The organism is Rivibacter subsaxonicus (genome assembly GCF_004217215.1).
In the GTDB taxonomy this organism is placed as follows: Bacteria; Pseudomonadota; Gammaproteobacteria; order Burkholderiales; family Burkholderiaceae_C; genus Rivibacter; species Rivibacter subsaxonicus.
On record NZ_SHKP01000005.1, the window covers coordinates 276,564 to 297,672 of the forward strand.

19 protein-coding genes are annotated in these 21,109 nt (G+C 70.6%); 12 read left to right on the forward strand and 7 right to left on the reverse strand.

Annotation, left to right across the window (positions count from 1 at the left end):
• Positions 1-26: 26 nt before the first annotated feature.
• Entirely contained in the window at positions 27-1,637 is a 1,611-nt protein-coding gene (locus EV670_RS07330; protein ID WP_242616872.1) for an alkaline phosphatase D family protein, read from the forward strand.
• Here EV670_RS07330 and EV670_RS07335 read toward each other — a convergent pair.
• The 3 genes from EV670_RS07335 to EV670_RS07345 all read right to left on the reverse strand — a co-directional run bounded on the left by EV670_RS07335 (position 1,634) and on the right by EV670_RS07345 (position 3,936).
• Complete coding sequence (locus tag EV670_RS07335; protein ID WP_165393258.1) at positions 1,634-2,410, reverse strand: MipA/OmpV family protein; 777 nt, start codon at positions 2,408-2,410, stop codon at positions 1,634-1,636. The genes EV670_RS07330 and EV670_RS07335 overlap by 4 nt on opposite strands.
• A gap of 84 nt (positions 2,411-2,494) precedes the next feature.
• Positions 2,495-2,953, reverse strand: coding sequence for a fasciclin domain-containing protein (locus EV670_RS07340; RefSeq protein ID WP_130431188.1), 459 nt, complete (start codon positions 2,951-2,953; stop codon positions 2,495-2,497).
• 38 nt (positions 2,954-2,991) lie between these two features.
• On the reverse strand, positions 2,992-3,936 hold the full coding sequence (locus EV670_RS07345; protein WP_242616873.1) for a fasciclin domain-containing protein: 945 nt from the start codon (positions 3,934-3,936) through the stop codon (positions 2,992-2,994).
• Positions 3,937-4,086: 150 nt separating this feature from the next.
• Here EV670_RS07345 and EV670_RS07350 point away from each other — a divergent pair, with 150 nt between their 5' ends.
• On the forward strand, positions 4,087-4,701 hold the full coding sequence (locus tag EV670_RS07350; RefSeq protein WP_130431189.1) for a TetR/AcrR family transcriptional regulator: 615 nt from the start codon (positions 4,087-4,089) through the stop codon (positions 4,699-4,701).
• Position 4,702: 1 nt separating this feature from the next.
• Here the strand turns inward: EV670_RS07350 and EV670_RS07355 are convergent, their stop codons facing one another.
• The 3 genes from EV670_RS07355 to EV670_RS07365 all read right to left on the reverse strand — a co-directional run bounded on the left by EV670_RS07355 (position 4,703) and on the right by EV670_RS07365 (position 6,774).
• Positions 4,703-5,125, reverse strand: coding sequence for a universal stress protein (locus EV670_RS07355; RefSeq protein WP_130431190.1), 423 nt, complete (start codon positions 5,123-5,125; stop codon positions 4,703-4,705).
• A 93-nt stretch (positions 5,126-5,218) separates the two neighbouring features.
• On the reverse strand, positions 5,219-5,977 hold the full coding sequence (locus tag EV670_RS07360) for a metallophosphoesterase (protein WP_130431191.1): 759 nt from the start codon (positions 5,975-5,977) through the stop codon (positions 5,219-5,221).
• A gap of 26 nt (positions 5,978-6,003) precedes the next feature.
• Positions 6,004-6,774 carry a UPF0149 family protein gene (locus EV670_RS07365; RefSeq protein ID WP_130431192.1) on the reverse strand — a complete coding sequence of 257 codons (771 nt, stop codon included), beginning with the start codon at positions 6,772-6,774 and terminating at the stop codon, positions 6,004-6,006.
• 293 nt (positions 6,775-7,067) lie between these two features.
• Between EV670_RS07365 and EV670_RS07375 the strand changes: the two genes are divergently transcribed.
• On the forward strand, positions 7,068-7,262 hold the full coding sequence (locus EV670_RS07375) for a hypothetical protein (protein WP_130431194.1): 195 nt from the start codon (positions 7,068-7,070) through the stop codon (positions 7,260-7,262).
• A gap of 73 nt (positions 7,263-7,335) precedes the next feature.
• Here the strand turns inward: EV670_RS07375 and EV670_RS07380 are convergent, their stop codons facing one another.
• Entirely contained in the window at positions 7,336-9,213 is a 1,878-nt protein-coding gene (locus EV670_RS07380) for a phosphoenolpyruvate carboxykinase (GTP) (RefSeq protein ID WP_130431195.1), read from the reverse strand.
• A gap of 205 nt (positions 9,214-9,418) precedes the next feature.
• On the opposite strand from EV670_RS07380, the gene EV670_RS07385 reads away from it, so the two are divergent.
• The 9 genes from EV670_RS07385 to EV670_RS07425 all read left to right on the forward strand — a co-directional run bounded on the left by EV670_RS07385 (position 9,419) and on the right by EV670_RS07425 (position 21,108).
• On the forward strand, positions 9,419-10,321 hold the full coding sequence (locus EV670_RS07385) for a substrate-binding domain-containing protein (protein ID WP_130431196.1): 903 nt from the start codon (positions 9,419-9,421) through the stop codon (positions 10,319-10,321).
• Positions 10,322-10,424: 103 nt separating this feature from the next.
• Positions 10,425-11,231: a molybdate ABC transporter substrate-binding protein gene (gene modA / locus EV670_RS07390; RefSeq protein ID WP_130431197.1), complete on the forward strand. Its 807-nt coding sequence runs from the start codon at positions 10,425-10,427 to the stop codon at positions 11,229-11,231.
• 17 nt (positions 11,232-11,248) lie between these two features.
• Positions 11,249-11,938: a molybdate ABC transporter permease subunit gene (modB, locus tag EV670_RS07395; protein WP_130431198.1), complete on the forward strand. Its 690-nt coding sequence runs from the start codon at positions 11,249-11,251 to the stop codon at positions 11,936-11,938.
• Positions 11,939-11,948: 10 nt separating this feature from the next.
• Positions 11,949-13,058 (forward strand): molybdenum ABC transporter ATP-binding protein, encoded by a 1,110-nt coding sequence (gene modC, locus EV670_RS07400; protein WP_130431199.1) that lies wholly within the window; start codon positions 11,949-11,951, stop codon positions 13,056-13,058.
• Between the two features lie 53 nt (positions 13,059-13,111).
• Complete coding sequence (locus EV670_RS07405) at positions 13,112-13,729, forward strand: MOSC domain-containing protein (protein WP_130431200.1); 618 nt, start codon at positions 13,112-13,114, stop codon at positions 13,727-13,729.
• Positions 13,730-14,242: 513 nt separating this feature from the next.
• Entirely contained in the window at positions 14,243-17,014 is a 2,772-nt protein-coding gene (locus EV670_RS07410) for a TonB-dependent receptor (RefSeq protein WP_165393259.1), read from the forward strand.
• 72 nt (positions 17,015-17,086) lie between these two features.
• Positions 17,087-17,929, forward strand: a complete 843-nt coding sequence (locus EV670_RS07415; RefSeq protein WP_130431202.1) for a 23S rRNA (adenine(2030)-N(6))-methyltransferase RlmJ — start codon at positions 17,087-17,089, stop codon at positions 17,927-17,929.
• A complete protein-coding gene (locus tag EV670_RS07420; RefSeq protein ID WP_130431203.1) occupies positions 17,926-19,119 on the forward strand; it encodes a CaiB/BaiF CoA transferase family protein in 1,194 nt (397 codons plus the stop codon). Before EV670_RS07415 ends, EV670_RS07420 begins: the two co-directional genes overlap by 4 nt.
• A gap of 57 nt (positions 19,120-19,176) precedes the next feature.
• Positions 19,177-21,108 carry a PhoX family protein gene (locus EV670_RS07425; RefSeq protein ID WP_242616874.1) on the forward strand — a complete coding sequence of 644 codons (1,932 nt, stop codon included), beginning with the start codon at positions 19,177-19,179 and terminating at the stop codon, positions 21,106-21,108.
• The last annotated feature ends 1 nt before the right edge of the window (position 21,109 follow it).

Genomic DNA, 21,109 nt, shown 5'->3' on the forward strand with positions numbered 1-21,109 from the left:
CTGCGCGCGTCGCGAGAATGCCCGGCATGAACAGACGCCGCTTCCTCCAGCAGGGCGCCACCGGCATGACCTGCGGCGTGCTCGGCCGGCGCGCCGCGGCCATGGCGATGAGCCTGCTGTTCGCACCGCGCGGCTTGGCCGAGGACACCGGCGCGACGACACGACCGCGCCTGGATGCCGACCCCTTCACGCTCGGCGTGGCCAGCGGCCTCGCCGGCGGCGCGCGCGTGGTGCTGTGGACCCGCCTGGCGCCCAGTCCGCGCGAACCCTGGGGCGGCATGGCGCCGGAGCCGGTGGCGTTGCACTGGCAGTTGGCCGACGACGAGGGCTTCACGCGCATCGTGCGCGAAGGCCAGGCCCTGGCGCGCCCCGAGCACGCGCACAGCGTGCATGTCGCGCTCGATGCGCTGGCAACCGACCGCTTCTACTACTACCGCTTCCTGGTCGGCGATGCGGTGAGCCCGGTAGGCCGCACGCGCACGCCGCCGGCGCCGGATGCCGATGTCGCGCGACTGCGCGTCGCCCTCGCCTCCTGCCAGCACTACGAGCAGGGCGCCTACGCGGCCCATGCCGACCTCGCGCGACGCGACGTGGACCTGGTGCTCTTCGCCGGCGACTACATCTACGAGGGCAGCAACCCGCGCTTCGTCGTGCGGCCGCACGAGGCCGGCCTGCCGCGTGACCTCGAGGCCTACCGCCAGCGCCACGTCACCTACCGGCTCGACCCCAACCTGCAGGCCGTGCACGCGGCCCACCCCTGGCTGCTGGTCTGGGACGACCATGAGGTCGAGAACGACTACGCCGGGCTGGCCGGCAGCCGCGGCGAGGTGGTCGACGAGGCCAGCTTCCTGGCCCTGCGCACCGCGGCCTACAAGGCCTACTTCGAACACCTACCGGTGGCGCCCGACCTGCTGACGATCGGTGCACCGGGTGGCCTGCGCGGCCAACTGCCCTGGGGCCAGCTGGCCGATCTGTGGACGCTCGACGGTCGCCAGTTCCGCTCGGTGCAGGCCTGCAACCCGCCGGGCCGCGCCGGCGGCCGCGCGTTGGTCAACTGCGGCGAGCTCAACGACGAGCGGCGCACCGTCTTCGGTGCCGAGCAGGAGCGCTGGATCGCCGAGGAGCTGGCGGCCAGCCGGCGCGGCTGGCGCGTCGTCGCCCAGGGCACGCAACTGGCGCCGGCCGGCATCGAGGCACCGATGCTCGGCCGCAGCATCTACAGCGACGGCTGGGATGGCTACCCGCGAGCGCGCGAGCGGCTGCTGCAGGCCTTCGCCGGCGCGCCCGGCGGCGATGTGGTCTGCCTCGGCGGCGATGTGCATCGCCATGTCGCGGCGCGGTTGCGACTCGATCCGGCCGACACCCGCTCGCCGGTCATCGCCAGCGAGTTCTGCTGCAGCTCGATCAGCTCGCGCGGCCTGCCCGAGGCCGCGGCAGCGCTGATGCGTCGCAGCAATCCCGACCTGCTGCACGCGCGCGGCGACGAGCGCGGCTACGCCTTGCTGGAGTTCACGCCGCGCGAACTGCGTTGCGACTTCATGGCGACCGCGTTCCCGGCGGTCGAGGGCGCGACGCTGCACCGGCAGGCGCGCTATGTGGTCGAGCGCGGGCTGGCCGGCCCGCAGCGCGACGCCTAGAAGCGGTAGGTCAGGCCCAGGAGCAGCTGCGTCGCGCCCTTGCTCCTCATGATCGGGCTGTCGTCGATCGCGCTGCCGAAGCGGATCGCGCTGAAGCTGCCGAACGCCGACCACTGCCGCGTGATCGGCCTGAAGCCACCGATGCCAAGCCGGTATTCGCGCCAGCCCGAGGACGGCTCGAACACCGGCAAGCCGGTCTGCACACTCTGCGCCGCGTTGACGCCGAAGTAGCTTTGCAGGTGCTCGCGATTGGCCCATTGCAGCGAGGCCTCGGTGTTCCAGAAGACGCCGAGCCACTCGCCCAGGTGGTAGTTGGCGCCGAGGTCCAGCGTCAGGCCGTCGCGGCTCAGCCCCGAGCCATAGCGCAGCGCCGAGCGCAGCTGCAGTTGCGGGCCGACGCGCAGGTTGGCGAAGGCGCCGGCGACCGCGCGCAGCGGAATGTCGTCGAGGCCGGCGATCTCGTCCTCGGCCTTGCGCGGCAGCAGGCCACCGACGCGCAGGCCAAGGTCCCAGTCCGGGTCGCGCGAGAAGTTGTAGCCAACGCCCTGCACGATGCTCCCGAACCATCCGTTGGCGAAGCGCGCGTCGATGCTGGGCGCGGCAAAGACGCGGTAGCGGTCGCTGCCGTCATAGCGCGGGCCGCCGATGATCACCGCCGAGGCACTGAGCGCGGTCTGCTTCGGTGGCTCGCCGAAGGTGTAGAACGGCACGATCTGGGCCGCGGCAGGCAGCGCCGCCGTCAACGCGGCAAGGGCCAGAAGGGAACGAAGCATTCGGCGCATGGAGCGGGTTGTTGTTCGGACATGCAAAGGGCGGCCCTCAGGGCCGCCCCGCGACACCGGGCTCGAAGGCCCGCACTACTTGGGCATCACGACCGAGTCGATCACGTGGATCACGCCGTTGTCGGCGACGATGTCGGTCTTGAGGACCTTGGCCTGGTCGACCATGACGCCGCCACCGGCGGTGGCGATTGTCAGCTCGCCGCCCTGCACGGTCTTGACCTTGCCGGGCTTGACGTCGGCCGCCATCACCTTGCCCGGCACCACGTGGTAGGTCAGCACCTTGGTCAGCGCCGCCTTGTCCTTCAGCAGCGCATCGAGCTGGTCCTTGGGCACCTTGGCGAAGGCCGCGTCGGTGGGCGCGAAGACCGTGAACGGTCCCTTGCCCTTGAGCGTGTCGACCAGGCCCGCAGCCTGCAACGCGGCAGCCAGGGTCTTGAAGTCGCCGGCGGCGACCGCGGTATCGACGATGTCCTTGGCGTGGGCAGCCATCGTCAGGCCGAGCGTCAGGGCGGCGGCAATCAGGCTCTTCTTCATCGCAGTACTCCTTGGGGCGGTTGGGAAATCGGCCTGGTTCAGAGTGTGGGGATCAGCACCTTGTCGATCACGTGCACCACGCCGTTGCTGGCCTCGATGTCGGTCGCGACGATGCGCGCGGCGGCGGCGGTGGTATCGGCAATCGTCGGCGGCGTGCCGGCGCTGATCGTGATGTTCTGGCCCGCCAGCGTGCCCACCGGCGTGCCGAACGGAATGTCGGCCGCCAGCACCTTGGCGCCGACCACGTGGTAGGTCAGCACAGTGGTGAGCTGCTCCTTGCTCAGCGTCGGGACCACCGAGGCGATCGCGTCGAAGGCGGTGTCGACCGGCGCGAAGACGGTCAGCGGACCGGCGCCCGACAACGCCCCGGCCAGATCGGCCGCGACCACCGCGGCCACGAGCTTGGAGAACACCGGGTTGGCCTGCGCGGTCTGCACGATGTTGAGCACGCCCTCGGGCAGCAGCACGCTGTCGACGACGTGGATCACGCCATTGCTGGCCGCCACGTCGGTGGCGGTGATCCTGCTGTCGCGCAGCAACTCGTCGGCGATCAGCAGATCGGCGCCCGAGGCCCTGACCTGGAACTTGCCGGTCTCCAGCGTCGTGATGTCCGTGGCCAGCGGCACCTGGGCCTTCTTCACCTCGCCGGCGACGACGTGGTAGCTGAGGATCTTGGTCAACTGGTCCTTGCTGAGCGCGGCCACCAGCGCGTTGGCGTCGGCCAGGCCGAGCCGGGTGGCGAGCGCGCCGAAGGCGGCGTCGGTGGGCGCAAACACGGTCAGCTTGTCGGAGCCGGCCAGCACCGAGCCGAGCTCGGCCTTGGCGACGGCGGCCAGCAGCGCATTGAAGCCGTTGGCCCGCGCGACCTCGGCGAGGTTGCCGACGGGCACGGGCGGCGCCACTTCATCATCATCACCGAACGAACAGCCGGCCAGCAGCGCGGCGGCGCCCAGTGCAGCAAACCACTTCATCCAACGGGTCATGGCAATCTCCTGGTCGATGTGGAACAAGATCGTGCCGAAGTTTGAACTGAACAGTTCACCAAGACTACCGTATGGTCTTTTTATAGCCTTTTCAGTCTGATCATTCACTGAACCGTCTGCGTCGCGCGCCCAGCGGCTTACACTTGCGCCATGGCCAAGGTTTCCTTCCGCGAACAGGTTTTGCGCGCCCGCGAGGACGCGCTCATCGAATCCGTCAATCGTCTGCTGGCCGAGAAGGGTTTCGACGCGATGACCGTCGACGAGGTCGCGGCCGATGTCGGCATCGCCAAGGCCAGCCTCTACAAGCACTTCGCGTCCAAGGAGGATCTGGCCGCCGCGGCGATGGTTCGCGTGCTCGACCGGGCGCTGGCCTTCCTGGCGGAGCTCGACGGCCGGCTGGCGGCCGGCGCGACGCCGCTCGACCGGCTCAAGGCAGTGGCACGCTGGACGATGGAGGTGCAGCTGGCCGGCGAGATGCCCGCGCTACCGGCGCAGAACTCGAGCCTGCGCGCGGCGCTGATGGCCAATCGCGCCTACCTCGACCGCCTGTTCGAGGTCAGCGACCGGCTCGGCGCCCTGATCGAGGCCGCGCAGCGCGACGGCCTGATCAGCCGGACGCTGCCGCCCGAGGTGGTGCTCTATACGCTCTACGCGCGCGCCTGCGATCCGGTGCTGGCCCTGCTCAAGGCGGGAGGCCAGCACACCGACGCGCAGATCATCGACTGGCTGCTCGGCACCTGCTTCTCGGGGCTGCAGGGCGCCTGAGTCAGCGCACCAGCAGCACCGGCACCGAGCACTTTGCCAACACGCCGGTGGCGACCGAGCCGAGCACCAGGTTGCCCAGCGCCGAGTGGCCCTGCGAGCCCATCACCACCAGGCCGAAACGGCCGGCAGCGGCGGTCTTGGCAAGGGTCTCGGCCGCCGGACCGACCTTGTGCACGAAGTCGAGCTTCAGGTCTTCGCGCGCCAGGAAGCGGCGCACCGGCTTGAGCACCTTCTCGGCCTCGTCGGCGTAGTACTCGAGCAGCTGCGCGCGCTCGATCACCGCGGCCGCGCGCGCCGGCACGGCCGGCACCACGGTCAGCACCGTGATTTCATGGCCGGCCCCCAGCCATTCGGCGTTGGCGGCGAAGTAGGCCAGCATGCGCTTGGTGAAGGCGCTGCCATCGACGGCCAGAAGGATCTTCATGCTGTGGTTCTCCCGAGGCTGGAGCACAAGAGGTGGCGAACTGCAGTCTTGCACAGCAGGCCGCGCGGCGGCCGGATCAGCGCCTGACGCGGATCAAGGCTCCACGCAAAAAAGTGGGTCGTGCCCCTCGGCCTCGCCGCGCGGCGCGTGGCCGCGCGCGTTGCTGAACACGCGCGTGGTGCCGATCCGGTAGTCGTGCCGGCAATGCAGGTGGCCGTGCAGCCAGAGGTCGGCGCGCGGCAGCAGGTCGTCGTCGGCGTTGCAGAAGCTGGCGGTGCCCGGCTGGCGGCCATAGCGCGGATCGGCGCTGCGCAGGCTGGGCGCGAAATGGGTGATGACCACGGTCTGGTCCCAGCCCGCGGCCGGGCGCGCCAGTTCGGACTCGAGCCAGGCGCGGCAGGCCAGGCCCTCCTCGCGCACCGCGGCGGCATCGAAGACCGCGCCACCGCGCGTGGCGCGCATCACCGCGACGTAGTAGCGCGCGGCGCGCATCGCACGCTCGCGCTGCGATTCGCCGAAGACATCGAAGTCGCTCCAGCGGGTGGTACCGACGAAGCGCACGCGGCGACCGTCGCGCGCCTCGACGATGCAGGTCTCGCGCTGGAGCAGACGGATGCCGAGCGCCTCGCAGCGCGCGCGCAGCGCCGGCCAGGCAAGCTCCAAGTCGCGCCGATCGAACTCGTGATTGCCGGCGACGAACAGCACCGGCACGGGCCAGTTCGCGAAGAGCTCGAGTCCGCGCCAGCTGCTGTCGATGTCGCCGGCCAGCACCAGCAACTCGGCCTGCGGCGCGGGTCGCGGCTCGAAGGCCTCGGTCTCGAGGTGCAGGTCCGACAGCAGTTGCAGGCGCATGCCGGCGCCTCAGTGCCGAAGCCGGCTCAGCGCCCGTGGCACTGCTTGAACTTCTTGCCGCTGCCGCAGGGGCAGGGGTCGTTGCGGCCGACCTTGGGCTCGACGCGGCGCACGGTGTCGACGCTGAACAGCTGGGCCCGGCCGAGGTCGGCCAGCGCGACCACGTTGGCCACCAGGTCCTCGATGCCAGCGTCCAGGCTCTTGAGCGGATGCTCGGCGTCGAGCGCCTTGGCAAAAGCCTGCTCGTCCTCGTCCTCGAGCGGCAGGTGGCGCCGCACGCAGGCCAGCAGGTCGGGCAGGTCCTCGTGGCTCATCGCCTCCAGGCCCGGGAACTGCGTCAGCGCATGCTCGAAACCGGCCACCCACGGCGCCAGCGCCGGCTGCACCGCGGCGGCTCCGGTGATCGGATTGCCGGCCTCGTCTTGCGGCTCCATCACCAGCGGATCGAACCAGGCGTCCTCGCGCAGCTGGCGCTCGAGCGTGGCGTGGTGGCTCATCAGCAGGGCGACCAGCCGCTCGTGCTTGGCGGCATGCCAGCCCTCGCTGTCTGGCCCGAGCGGCTCCTTCGGCGCTTCGCCGTCGGGGTCGCCCCAGTGCCAGTCGAAGACCGGCGGCAGCCACTGCTCGGGCGCCAGCACCTGCGGCTGCGCCAGCACGCCGCAGAGGTAGCCGTCGAGCATCACCGCATCGAGTGATTCACGGGGCGCCGGGATGGCAGCGAGCAGGTCGTCCATCTCGCCGATCTCGGCATCGGACAGCGGGGCGCCGCTGAGGGCTGGAGGATGAGATTTGGCCATTTCCGAATTGTCCTTCGCCAAGCCACCGGCTGGCATCCAGCAGCTCATGCCGGCAAAGCATGACCAAATGAGGGTTTTCCCTGAACTCTGGCAGAATACGGGGATCGGAGGTTCTATGACCACCACCAGCTTCCACCTCGTTCCGGTCGCAACTCCGCGTGCCGCCGGCTTCTTCGGTCGATTGTTTGCGAACGCTTACATCGGCGTCAGATCTTTGTTTTCCAGTGCGCACCGAGATTGATCGCTCAGTCGGACCGCGCCACCACGTCAACCCAGAGTCCACCATGCCTCGCATGAATCCCCTGCGCCAGTCGATCGCCGACTCGGTCAACGCCGTCGGGCGCGCCTTCCGTGAGCTTCACCGGCGCGAGCCGACCGCCGCATCGGTCGGCCCCTGGCTCGGCCAGTTCCCGGTCGCGCCACGACGCGAGCCGCACTCGACGATCGGCTCGGTCGGTCGCTACTGCGCCGCGCAGACCCTCGACTGAGAGCTCGCCGCACAAGTGCCAAGGGCCACCCTCGGGTGGCCCTTGTCGTTTCAGCGGCGCACAGCCGCCTCGATCAGGCCGCCAGCCGTTGCTCGATGCCGGCCTTGGTTGCCGTCAGCGCGGGCGGCAGATGCCAGGCGAGTTGCGTGAACAGCTCGGCGTGCAGCTTGAGTTCCTGCTGCCAGGCCGCCTTGTCGATGCCGATCACGGTCTGATACTGCTCGGCGCTGAAGTTCAGGCCGTTCCAGTTCAGGTCTTCGTAGCGCGGGCTCACGCCGAAGACATGGTCGACACCGGTGGTGCCGCCTTCGACGCGCTCCAGCATCCACTTCAGCACCCGCATGTTCTCGCCGTAGCCGGGCCAGACGAACTTGCCGTCCTCGCCCTTGCGGAACCAGTTGACGCAGTAGATCTTCGGTTGCCTGGCACCCGAGGCCGCGAGCTTCTCGCCGAGTTGCAGCCAGTGCCCGAAATAGTCGCTCATGTTGTAGCCCATGAACGGCAGCATCGCGAATGGGTCGCGCCGGACCACGCCCTGTGCGCCGGCGGCGGCGGCGGTGGTTTCCGAGCCCATGGTCGCGGCCATGTAGACGCCCTCGACCCAGTTGCGGGCCTCGGTCACCAGCGGTACGGTGGTCGAGCGACGGCCGCCGAAGATGAAGGCATCGATCGCCACGCCGGCCGGGTTGTCCCAGTTGGGGTCGAGCGCCGGGTTGTTGGTTGCCGCCACGGTGAAGCGCGCATTCGGATGTGCGGCCTTGGCGCCGCTCTCCTTGGCGATCGCCGGCGTCCAGTCCTTGCCCTGCCAGTCGACCAGGTGCGCCGGCGGCGCGTCGGTCATGCCCTCCCACCAGACATCGCCATCGTCGGTGAGTGCGACGTTCGTGAAGATCACGTCGCGCTTCAGCGAGGCCATGCAGTTGGGGTTGGTCTTCTCGTTGGTGCCTGGCGCCACGCCGAAGTAGCCGGCCTCGGGGTTGATCGCGTAGAGGCGGCCATCGGCGCCCGGCTTGATCCAGGCGATGTCGTCGCCGATCGTCGTGACCTCCCAGCCGGGCAGGCCGGCGGGCGGGATCAACATCGCGAAGTTGGTCTTGCCGCAGGCGCTCGGGAAGGCGGCTGCCACATGGTGCTTCGTGCCCTCGGGACTCTTCACGCCCAAGATCAGCATGTGCTCGGCGAGCCAGCCCTGGTCGCGACCCATGGTGCTGGCGATGCGCAGCGCGAAGCATTTCTTGCCGAGCAGCGCGTTGCCGCCGTAGCCCGAGCCATAGCTCCAGATCTCGCGCGTCTCGGGGTAGTGGACGATGTACTTGGTGGCGTTGCACGGCCAACTCACGTCGGCCTCGCCGGCGGCCAGCGGCTTGCCGACCGTGTGCATGCAGGGCACGAACTCGCCGTCGCTGCCGAGCACGTCGTAGACCGCCTTGCCCATGCGCGTCATCAGGCGCATGTTGACCGCGACGTAGGCGCTGTCGGAGAGCTCGACGCCAATGTGGGCGATCGGCGAGCCGAGCGGACCCATCGAGAACGGCACCACGTACATGGTGCGGCCGCGCATGCAACCGGCAAACAGCGCCGGCGTGCCATCGGCCTGGCCGGTTTGCAGCAGGCGCCGCATCTCGGCCGGCGCCATCCAGTTGTTGGTCGGACCCGCGTCGTCCTTGCTCTGGCTGCAGATGAAGGTGCGGTCCTCGACGCGCGCGACGTCGCTCGGGTCGCTCCAGGCGAGGTAGCTGTTGGGCCGCGTGGCCTCGCTCAGCTTGCGGAAGGTGCCGGCTTCCACCAGTTGCGCGCACAGGCGGTCGTACTCGGCCTCGCTGCCGTCGCACCAGTGGATGCGCTCGGGCTGGGCCAGCGCGGCCATCTCGGCGACCCAGGCGATGAGCCGGGCGTTCTTCACGAAGGTCGGTGCGGCGATGCGCAGCCCTTCCATCACGGGTTGGTTCATGGTTGAAAGCTCCAAAGGGACAAGATCCCGTGGGCGCCGCACGCGACGCCCACGGGATCCGGCCCGGACCACGCCGGGGGACAGGCAGTGTAGGAGTGTGACCCCGGCGTGAAAATGCGGCCTTATGCACGTTGTGCATCGAGCAATGCGCCCGCTGGAGCAAACGGGCGCAAGGCGCGCGAAGCTCTGCGTAAGATGCCCCGCGATGACCGAAGACCCCCAAAACCGGTGCCCGTCACCCCTGCTCCACCGCCGCGACTGGCTGATCCTGAACCTTGGCGTCGCCGCCGGCTTCGGCGCGGTGTCCGCGCCCTCCGCGGCCCAGGCGCCGCCGGCGTCGCGCGCGGCCGAGCGCATGCCGCGCGTCGGCGTCGAAGCCGCGCTGGTGGCCTCGGGCCTGGCCGGCCACCTACGCGAGGCGCTCAAGCGTGACACCGGCCTGCTGCTGCAATGGGTCGCCGACCCTGGCGGCATGCTGCTGCCGGTGCTGGAGCGCGGCGAGCTCGATGCAGCGTTCACCGGGACCCCCGATACCGAGTCCGCGCTCGAGCGCAAGGGCCTGGTCCACGACCGCCGGTTGATCGCCAGCAACGACCACGTACTGGTCGGCCCGACGCCGGTGCGCGCGACCAAGAAGACCGCCGCCAGTGGCGACCCGGCCGGCGTTGCCGGTGGCCGCGACATCGCCGCCGCGCTGGCGCGCATCGCCGAGGCTGGTAGCCGCGGCGAGGCCGGCTACGTCGCCACCGGCGAGGCGAGCGGCACCCGCGGCGTCGAGCAGGCGGCCTGGAAACTCGCCGGGCCGCTGGCGCTCGGCCCCTGGCTGCGCACTGCGGGCGCCGGGCCGCTGGCGGCGCTGCAGCTGGCGCGCGAGAGCGGTTCCTACACGCTGGTCGAGCGCGGCGTCTGGCTTGCCGCCGGCGCCGGTAGCGGCCTGGCGCCGCTGGTCGAGGACCCGGCGCGGCTGGCGGTGCCCTATCACGCGATGCGACCGTTCCGTTCGCAGCATCCGGCGGCGAAGCTGGCCCTGAACTGGCTCGCCGGGCCGAATGGCCAGCGCGCCGTCGCCGGCTTCGGCCGCGGCTACCGGCGCGCAGCCGGCCGATGAAGGTGCCGCGTCGGCACTGTCGTTCCTATCGACGCGGCTGCGCCGGCACGGGGAAGATGGCCGCATGTCGCCTGCCCGATGGCGACGACCGGAGCATCTGAACATGACTTTTCCCGGCGCCTCGCGCGCTCGTCGACTTCTGCTGACCGCGGTCCTGGCCACCGGCGCCTGGCTCGGCGCGGGCTCGCCGGCGGCACATGCGGCCGACGACGAGGTCGTCGTCTTCGCCGCCGCCAGCCTGACCGACGTGCTGCAGGCCATCGCCCGCCGCGGCGGCTTCGAGAAAGTGAAGTTCTCGTTCGCCTCGAGCTCGACGCTGGCGCGCCAGATCGAGCAGGGCGCGCCGGCCCAGCTCTTCATCAGCGCCGACGAGCCGTGGATGGACGCGGTGCAGAAGGCCGGGCTGGTGCAAGCCGGCAGTCGGCGCGACTGGGTCACGAACCGGCTCGCCGTGGTGCGCCCCGGCGCCCAGGAACCCGGCACGCCACCCGAGACTGCCGAGGCGGTGCAGGTGCTGCTGCGATCGGTGCTCAAGCAGCCCGAGGCCCGCATCGCCACCGGCGACCCGGCCCATGTGCCGGTCGGCCGCTACGCGCAGGCCGCACTCACCGGCCTCGGCCTGTGGGACGCGGTCGCGCCCCGCCTGGCGCGCGCCGACAACGTGCGCAACGCGCTGGCGCTGGTCGAGCGCGGCGAGGCGCCGCTCGGCATCGTCTACCGCACCGATGCGCTGGCCTCGCCCAAGGTCCAGGTCGCGGCGCTGTTCCCGGCCGCCAGCCATGCGCCGATCCGCTACCCCTTGGCGCTGCTCAAGGGGGCGACGCCCGAGGCGCAGCGCTTCGCCGCCTACCTGTTCGGCCCCGAGGCCCAGGCGCTGTTGCGCGAGGCCGGCTTCGGCGTCGCGCCCTGAGGCACCATCGGGCCTGCATGACCGAAGTCGAACGCCAAGCCCTGTGGTTGAGCTTCCAGGTGGCGAGCGCCGCCACACTGGCCGCGCTGCCGCTGGCGCTCGGCCTGGCCTTCGCGCTCGGTCGCGGCCGCTGGCCCGGCAAGGCGCTGGTCGAGGTGCTGGTCAACCTGCCGCTGGTGCTGCCGCCGGTGGTGATCGGCTATGCGCTGCTGATCAGCTTCGGCCGCCAGGGCTGGCTCGGGCGCTGGCTCTACGAGACGCTGGGCATCACCTTCGTCTTCAGCTTTCGCGGCGCGGTGCTGGCGGCGGCGGTGATGGCGCTGCCGTTGATGGTGCGCGCGCTGCGCCAGTCGATCGAGGCCATCGACCGCGGCCTCGAGGCGGCGGCGCGCTCGCTCGGCGCCTCGCGCCTCGACGCCTTTCTCAGCGTCACGCTGCCGCTGGCCGCGCCGGGCCTGCTGTCGGCGCTGGTGCTGGGCTTTGCCGCCTCGCTCGGCGAGTTCGGCGCGACCATCACCTTCGTCTCCAACGTGCCGGGCCAGACCCAGACGCTGCCGCTGGCGATCTACAGCGCGCTGCAGAGCCCCGACGGCGAGGCGCTGGCGCTGCGGCTGGTGATGTATTCGGCGCTGCTCGCCTTTGTCGCGCTCGGCTTTGCGCAGTGGAGCCACCGCCGGCTGCAGCGCTGGCTCGGCCAGTCGACCTGAGCGGCGCGCCGTGACGCTGGAGATCGATCTGCAGCTCGCGCGCGGCGAAGCCGTGGTGCAAGCGCGCTTCGAGGTGCCGGCGCATGGCGTGACGGCATTGGTCGGCCGCAGCGGTGCCGGCAAGTCGAGCGTGCTGCTGGCCGCGGCGGGCCTGCTGCGACCACGCAGCGGGCGGGTCGCGCTCAACGGCACGGCGCTGTTCGACGCCGCGCGCGGCATCGACCTGCCGCCGCACGCACGCCGGCTTGGCCTCGTGTTCCAGGACGGCCGCCTGCTGCCACACCGCTCGGTGCGCGCCAACCTGCTCTATGGCGCCGTGCGCGCGCCGCGCGATGCCAGCGGCCCGGAGCTCGACGAGGTGGTCGCGCTGCTCGGCATCGAGCCGCTGCTCGGCCGCCGGCCGTTCCAGCTCTCGGGCGGCGAGCGCCAGCGCGTCGCGATCGGTCGCGCGCTGCTGAGCCGGCCGCGCGCCTTGCTGATGGACGAGCCGCTGGCCTCGCTCGACCCGCCGCGCCGCCACGAACTGCTCGGCTACCTGGCGGCGCTGCCGGCGCGCTGGCAGTTGCCGATCCTGTACGTCACGCACCAGATGGACGAGGTGCTGCGCCTGGCCGACCACGTGGTGCTGATGAGCGAGCACAAGGTGGCCGCCCAGGGCCCGGCGCTGGCGCTGCTGTCCGACCTCAGCCTCGGCCCGCTGGTCGGACGCTTCGAGGCCGGCGCGGTGCTCGAGGGCCGGGTCGTCGAGCAACTCGCCGACTGGCAGCTCAGCGTGGTGCAGGTCGCCGGCCAGGCCGTGACGGTGCCGATGATCGAAGCGCCGCTCGGTGCCGCGGTGCGGCTGCGCATCCGCGCGCGCGACGTGGCACTGCAACGCGCGGTGCTGCCATCGAGCGCGAGCAACCAGCTCAGCGGCACCGTGACGCGCATCGTCGAGCGCGAGGCACCCTATGCCGCCGTCGAGATCGCACTCGGCGCCGCGACCGCGCCCGGCGAATGCCTGTGGGCGCTCGTCACGCGGCGCTCGGTGCAGTCGCTCGGGCTGGCGCCCGGCCAGCCGGCGGTCGCCAGCTTCAAGGCGGTGGCGGTCGAAGGACGGGCAACCTCGCTGCGGCCCTAGCCAGCAAGGCCCTGCGCGCCGCTGCCGGGCCGGCATTGGCGACACTGCCGGCCATGAACGCGCCCGCCAGCAGCACCCAAGGAGCGGCCGCCACCCGCGGCCGCATCGTCAGCCTCAACCTCGCGCGTGCCCAGCCGCTTAGGGCCGGGTCGCGCACCGTGCTCAGCGGCATAGCCAAGCGCCCGGCCGCGGGCCGGGTGCCGGTGCATGCGCTCGGCCTCGACGGCGACGAGCAGGCCGACCCGACGGTGCATGGCGGGCTGGCCAAGGCGGTCTACGCCTACCCGCACGAGCACTACCCGCTCTGGCGCACCATGCGCGCCCAGGCCCGGGTGTCGCTGTGGGACGAAGAGGCAGTGCCCGGCCTGATGGGCGAGAACCTCACCCTCACCGGCCTGCTCGAGGCCGATGCCTGGATCGGCGACGTGCTGCGCTTCGCCGACTGCGCGCTGGCGATCAGCGAGCCGCGCTATCCCTGCTTCAAATTCGAGGCGGTGATGGGCTTCAAGCAGGCCGCCAAGATGATGGTTGCTTCCGGCACCTGCGGCTTCTACCTCGCGGTGCGCGAGCCCGGCAGCCTGGCTGTGGGTGACGAGTACCGGCTCGAGCCGGGGTCGCGCGAGGTGAGCATCGACCAGTTGTTCCGCGCCCGGACCACTGCCCGGCGCTAGCCGAAGCCCGCAGCCGGCGCAGTTCGCGCAACGCCAGAAACGGCGTTGCATGACGCCAACGATGCCCCGCGGCCGGCCTCGGCTTCACGTCGGCGCGCCGTGAGCTTAGTCACGCCGGGATACCGGTTGCGGCCCGTCGCCGCGAGGTGCCGATCGGCGCCGCATGCACCGCGGCGGTGCCGCACCTCGTGGCCGGGCCACGCGCCCGATCCGCGCAATAGCGCCAGACGCGAGAGCGGACGGGCCGCGCGCGCAGCGCCCGATGCCGGTGCGCCTGTCACATCGCTTACCGGTCTACACGCTTCGCGCCGCTTTGACCAGTCGCACCTGCCGGCATGCGTGACGGTTGCGTGACACGCGACGATGACGGCCACAAGTCGCGCGCGGATCCCATCCGATCCGTGCGCCTTGCTCGGGCAGAACGGCGCGGCAACCCCGCGCCGTTCTTTTGCAATTGGCCAGATTGGGCTGGCTTTCAGGAAGAAACAAGAAATGAGCCTTCGATTGAAACAGGTGAGTCTGGCCGTCCTGGCCGTCTGCGCGGGCGGCTTTGCCGCGGGCGCGATGGCGCAGCAGCAGCCACCGCAAAAGCTCGATCGCGTCGAGGTGACGGGTTCCAACATCAAGCGCATCGACGCCGAGACGGTCGCACCGGTCGAGGTGATCACGCGCGACCAGATCCAGCGCTCGGGCCAGCCCAACGTGGCCGAGCTGATCCGCAACCTGCCCGCCAACACCGGCGGCAGCTTCGGCGAGAGCTTCAGCAACAGCTTCGCGCCCGGCGCGGCCGGCGTCTCGCTGCGCGGCCTCGGCCAGAAGACCACGCTGGTGCTGCTCAACAGCCGCCGCGTCGCGGGCTACGGCTTCGCGCAGAACCTCAACGAAAGCTTCGTCGACCTCAACTCGATCCCGACCAGCATGGTCGAGCGCATCGAGATCCTGAAGGACGGTGCCTCGGCGATCTACGGCTCGGACGCGATCGCCGGCGTCGTCAACATCATCCTGCGCAAGGAATACGCCGGCATCGAGGCGAACCTCAGCGGCGGCACCTTCGAAGGCAAGAAGGACTACGGCTTCAACCTGACCGGCGGCTTCGGCGACCTCGCCAAAGACCGCTTCAACGTCTTCGGTGACCTCAGCTACTACAGCCGCGACCTGCTGCAGCTGGCCGACACCGAGTACGGCGCCACGCGCGACATGCGTCGCTTCTCGGGTGGCCGCAACTTCGTCAGCCTGACCGGCGGCGGCACCTGGCGCCAGCTCACGCCGGCCGGTGGCCTGACCAACAACTACCGCGCGATCACCGACTGCGCCGCCGGTGGTGGCACCGTGATGACCGGCCCGCAGGCCGCCGCGGCCGGCCTGATCAACCTGACCCCGCCGACACCCGGCGTTCCCGGCGGCCAGACCGCCGCGGCCTACGCGACCAACGTCGCAATGGCAGCGGCCACCAACTCCTACTGCGCGCGCGACTTCAACGACCAGTTCACCGCCCTGCCGGGTACCGAGCGCCTGGGCCTGCTGACGCGCGGCACCTTCGAGTTCTCGCCGACCACCAGCGCCTACGCCGAACTCGGCCTGAGCCGCAACAAGACCGAGCAGAAGTTCCAGGCTCCGTTCTTCGCCGGCACCACCGGCCTGACGCCGACGGCCGCCGGCCTCAGCCCCTTCACCTACAACATCAACTTCGCACCGGGCTCGGCCGGCAACCCGTACACGAGCAATGCCCGCTATGTCGGCGTGCTCCAGGACATGGGCACGCGCGACAACGAGATCACCTCGGACACGGTTCGCCTGCTCACCGGCCTGCGGTACGAGCTTGCAAGCTGGGAGTTCGACACCGGCCTCGGCTACTCCTACAACGAGGTCACGGCGTTCAACAGCAACCGCCTGACCCTGGCCGGCACCAGCGCGAACTTCAACGTTCCGACCAGCCCGCAGCCGCCGATCCCGGTCTCGAACAGCTCGCAGTACAACCTCGACCAGTTCACGACCAACAGCGCCGCGGCACGCGACGCAATGCGCGCCAACTTCGATCGCAAGTCGAAGTCGGAGCTCGCGTTCTTCGACACCAGGGCCAGCACCCAGTTCCAGTCGCTGCAGCTGCCCGGCGGCGCGCTCGGCGCGGCGGTGGGCGTCGAGTTCCGCCGCGAGACGCTGAAGGACGAGCCGGCACCGATCGCCGCCAGCGGCGGCATCCTCGGCCAGGGCGTCACCGCCACCGACGGCAGCCGCACCAGCAGCGCGCTGTACGGCGAACTGGCGCTGCCGATCACCAAGCAGATCGAGGCCCAGCTCGCGGCTCGCTACGACCGCTACAGCGACTTCGGCGGCAAGACGACGCCGAAGGTCGGCATCCGCTACACGCCGATGGAGACGCTGCTGCTGCGCGCCAACTGGGGCAAGGGCTTCCGCGCGCCGACGCTGCCGGAAATCTCGCCCTCGGTCGCGACCTTCTTCACCACGGTCGTCGACCCCGAGGACGATGCCTCGCGCCAAGTGTCCGGCGTCTACGCCGGCAACCCGAACCTGAAGGCCGAGACCTCCACCAGCACCACGGTGGGCTTCGTCTTCGAGCCGATCAAGAACGTCAGCGCCAGCGTCGACTGGTATCGCATCGACTGGCGCAACGTGGTCGCGTCGCCCTCGTTCCAGGACATCATCGATGCCTCCTGCCCGAGCGGCGCGCCGTGCCCGTCGACGCCGCAGGTGCAGCGTGACCCGCAGACCAACTTCGCGACGACGATCTCGAGCAACTACGAGAACCTCGACCAGCGCCTGACCAGCGGTGTCGACGTCGACCTGCGCTGGATCATCCCGACCGCCGAACAGGGCAAGTGGACGCTGCGCGGCAACGGCACCTACGTCGACTCCTTCAAGGAGAACGGCGTCGAGTACGCGGGCACCAACGGCGGCTCGAACACGATTCCGCGCTTCAAGGGCGCGGCCGTGATCGACTGGGACTACGGCCCGTGGGCGCTGACCTCGCGCCTGAACTACACCCGTGGCTTCGAGCAGACGGCACTGGGCGCTTCGTACTACGCGGTGCAGGATCCGCGCTTCCAGACCGGTGTCTACAAGGCCGACGTGCCGAGCTTCTCGACGGTGGACTTCTCGGCCCGCTACAACGTGAACAAGAACTTCACGATCAGCGGCGCGGTGCTCAACGTGTTCGACCGCCTGCCGAACTACGACCCGGGCTTCACGACGACGTACTTCTACGACTTCAGCCTGTTCGACATCCGTGGTCGTCAGCTGCGCCTGAACCTCAACTACAAGATGTAATTCCTGCGCTCCGCGCAAGACCTCAACGGGCCCTTCGGGGCCCGTTTTTTCTTGTGCCTCGACAATGGCGCCATGCTCGCCTACCGCCACGCCTTCCATGCCGGCAACCACGCCGACGTGCTCAAGCACGTCGTCTTCGCCCAGGTGCTCCAGCACATGGGACAGAAGGACAAGCCCTACTGGCTCATCGACACCCACGCCGGCGGCGGCGGCTATGCGCTCGGCGGCCGCGAGGCACAGACCAAGGCCGAGTACCTCAACGGCATCGCCCGCATCTGGCAGCGCCAGGACGCCCCGCCCGCCGTGGCCGAGTACCTGGCGCTGGTGCGCGACTTCAACCCCGCCGGTGCGTTGATCCACTACCCCGGCTCGCCCGAGATCGCGCGCCGCCTGCTGCGCCCGCAGGATCGACTGCGGCTCTACGAGCTGCACCCGACCGAGGTCAAGATCCTGGCCTCGCACCAGGGCGGCTTCGCCCACACCGAGGTGCACCATGGCGACGGCTTCGAGGGCCTCAAGGCGCAGCTGCCGCCGCCGTCGCGACGCGGCGTGCTGCTGATCGACCCGTCCTACGAACTAAAGACCGACTACGCCAAGGTCATCACCGCGGTGCGCGAGGCGCTGCAGCGCTTTGCCGAATGCGTGATCGTGGTCTGGTACCCGCAGCTCAACCGGCTCGAGGCAGCCCAGTTGCCCAAGCGGCTGCAGGCGCTCGCTCCCAAGAGCTGGCTGCACGCGCGGCTGACCGTGCAGCAGCCCGACGCGCAGGGCTTCGGCCTGGTCGGCAGCGGCATGTTCGTGATCAACCCGCCATGGACGCTGCACGAGTCGCTGAAGCCGGCGCTGCCCTGGCTGCGCGATGCGCTGGCGCAGTACCCCGGCGCGCAGTGCCTGCTGACGCAGCACGCGGTATGACCTCCACGTCGAACGCCGGCCCGCTCGCCGGACTCAAGGTGGTCGAGCTCGGCCAGCTGATCGCCGGCCCCTTTGCCGGCAAGACGCTCGGAGACTTCGGCGCCGAGGTGATCAAGGTCGAGCCCCCCGGCGGCGACCCGCTACGCCAGTGGCGCATGCTGCACGGCAGCACCAGCGTCTGGTGGCAGGTGTCCTCGCGCAACAAGCACAGCGTGGTGCTCGACCTGCGCACCGCCGAGGGCCGGGCCGACGTGCGCACTCTGATCGACGAGGCCGACGTGCTGATCGAGAACTTCAAGCCCGGCACCATGGAGGCCTGGGGCCTCTCCTACGAGGAGCTCGCTCGCAACAACCCCGGCCTGATCATGCTGCGCGTCAGCGGCTACGGCCAGGACGGTCCCTATCGCGACCGGCCCGGCTTCGCGGTGGTCGCCGAGGCCATGGGCGGGCTGCGCCACCTGATGGGCGAGCCGGGCCGGATGCCGGTGCGCGCCGGCATCAGCCTGGGCGACACGCTGGCCGCGCTGCATGGCGTGATCGGCGTGCTGCTGGCGCTGAACCACCGGCACGCGACGATCTCGCCCGAGGCACCCAGGGGCCGCGGCCAGGTGGTCGACGTCGCGCTCTACGAGGCGGTCTTCAACTGCATGGAAAGCCTGCTGCCCGAGTACAGCGCCTTCGGCGCGGTACGCCAGCCCGCCGGCTCGGCGCTGCCGGGCATCGCACCGAGCAACGCCTACGCCTGCAGCGATGGCAAGGTGGTGATCGGCGGCAACGGTGACTCGATCTTCCAGCGCCTGATGCGCGCGATCGGGCGCGATGACCTCGCGGCCGATCCGCAACTCGCCGGCAATGCCGGGCGCGTGGCGCGCGTGGCCGAGCTCGACGCCGCGATCGCAGACTGGACCGCAGCTCTCACGGTCGACCATGTGCTCGCCACCTTGCAGGCGGCGCAGGTGCCGGTCGGGCGCATCTACACCGCCAAGGACATCGCCGAGGACCCGCATTACCGGGCCCGCGGGATGCTCGAGGAACTCCGCATCGAAGGCGGGCTCGCACTCACGGTCCCGGGCGCCGTCCCCAAGCTGAGCGCGACGCCGGGCTCGATTCGCAGCCTCGCACCGAGCCTCGGCCAGCGCGGCGCGAGCACGACGCCCGAACCCCCCGAAGCCCTCGACAGCGAAGGCTGAGCCGATCGGCACCAAGCCTCCTCGCACGCAAGCACGATGCCCAAAGACTTCAGTTTGATGGAAGACAGCAACCGCTCAGCCAACCCGAGCCTGCACCAAGTTTCCGACCCTGCCCGCCGCGTGCTGCTGCGAGGCGCTGCCGGCGCCTCGGCCGCCGCCCTGCTGGCACCTGCCGCCGGCGCGCTCGGCGGCTGCGCCACGCCGACCGACCCGGCCATCGCCTCGCTCGGCCGTCGCATCGGCTTTGCCAGCGTGCCGATGCCAGCCAGCGCGACCGACACCCTGACGGTGCCGCCCGGCTACACCGCCAGCGTGCTCTACCGCTGGGGCGACCCGGTCGGCGTGCCGGGCGCGATGCCGGCCTTCGCCCCCGACGCCTCCAACAGCGCCGCCGAGCAGGCGCTGCAGGCCGGCATGCATCACGACGGCATGCACTACTTCGCCATCGAAGGCTCGTCGCGGCGCGGCCTGCTGGCGCTCAACCACGAGTACACCGACGACGGCCTGCTTCATCCGCAGGGCATGGCGATCTGGGGCCCGGAGCAGGTTGCCAAGTCGATCGCGGCGCATGGGGTCTCGATCGCCGAGGTCGAACGCAAGGCGCCGGGCAACGGCTGGCAGCTGGCGCGCGCCTCGCGCTACGCGCGCCGCATCACGGCCGCCACGCCCTGCACGATCGCCGGGCCGGCGGCCGGCCACCCGCTGCTGCGCACCAACGCCGATCCGGGCGGCACCCGCGTGCTGGGCACGCTCAACAACTGCGCCCACGGCGTCACGCCCTGGGGCACCTATCTCAGCTGCGAGGAGAACTTCGTCTTCTACTTCGAAGGCCCCGTGCGTCCCGACACCCACCAGCGGCGCTGGGGCCTGCAAGCCGGCGGCGGCTTCTTCCGCTGGCACGAGCACGAGAAGCGCTTCGACGCGCGCCTCGAACCCAACGAGTTCAACCGCTTCGGCTGGGTGGTCGAGATCGACCCCTTCGACCCGCAGAGCACGCCGATCAAGCGCACCGCGCTCGGCCGCGCCGCGCACGAGGGTGCCGCGACCGGCCAGACCGACGACGGCCGGGTCGTGGTCTACATGGGCGAGGACGCGCGCTTCGAGTACATCTACAAGTTCGTCTCGCGCGACGCGGTGCGCCGCGGCGGCTTCAAGGCCAACCGCGAACTGCTCAACCACGGCACGCTGTACGTGGCGAAGTTCGAGGCCGACGGCAGCGGCCGCTGGCTGCCGCTGGTACACGGCCAGGGGCCGCTGACAGCCGCCCACGGCTTTGCCGACCAGGGCGAGGTGCTCGTCAAGACGCGCCAGGCGAGCGACCTGCTCGGCGCCACCAAGATGGATCGCGCCGAGTGGACCGCGATCGACCCGATCAACAAGGAGATCTACGTCACGCTGACCAACAACAGCCAGCGCGGCGCCAGCGGCCAGCCGGCGGTCGACGCCGCCAACCCGCGCGCCTACAACACCATGGGCCACATCCTGCGCTGGCGCGAGGACGGCGACCTCGACGCGACTCGCTTCGCCTGGACCCACTTCGTGCTGGCCGGCGACCCGGCCAACGCCCGGCCCGGGGCGCGCGGCAACATCCGCGGCGACATCTTCGGCAGCCCCGACGGCCTCTGGGTCGACCCGCGTGGCGTGCTATGGATCGGCACGGACGTCTCGCCGACCGCGCTCGGCAAGGGCGACTACGCGCGACTGCCGAACAACCAGATGCTGGCCTGCGACCCGAGCACGGCGGCCGCCGAGGGTGGCCCCGACATCCGCCGCTTCCTGGTCGGACCCGCCGGCAGCGAGGTGACCGGCAGCGTCATGACGCCCGACCTGCGCACGCTGTTCGTGAACATCCAGCACCCTGGCGAGTCGCCGAGCGAGCGCGCCGACCCGGCCAACCCGAGCAGGATCTCGAACTGGCCCGACGGCGGCCGGCCGCGCTCGGCGACGGTGGTGATCACCAAGGACGACGGCGGCGTGATCGGCAGCTGAG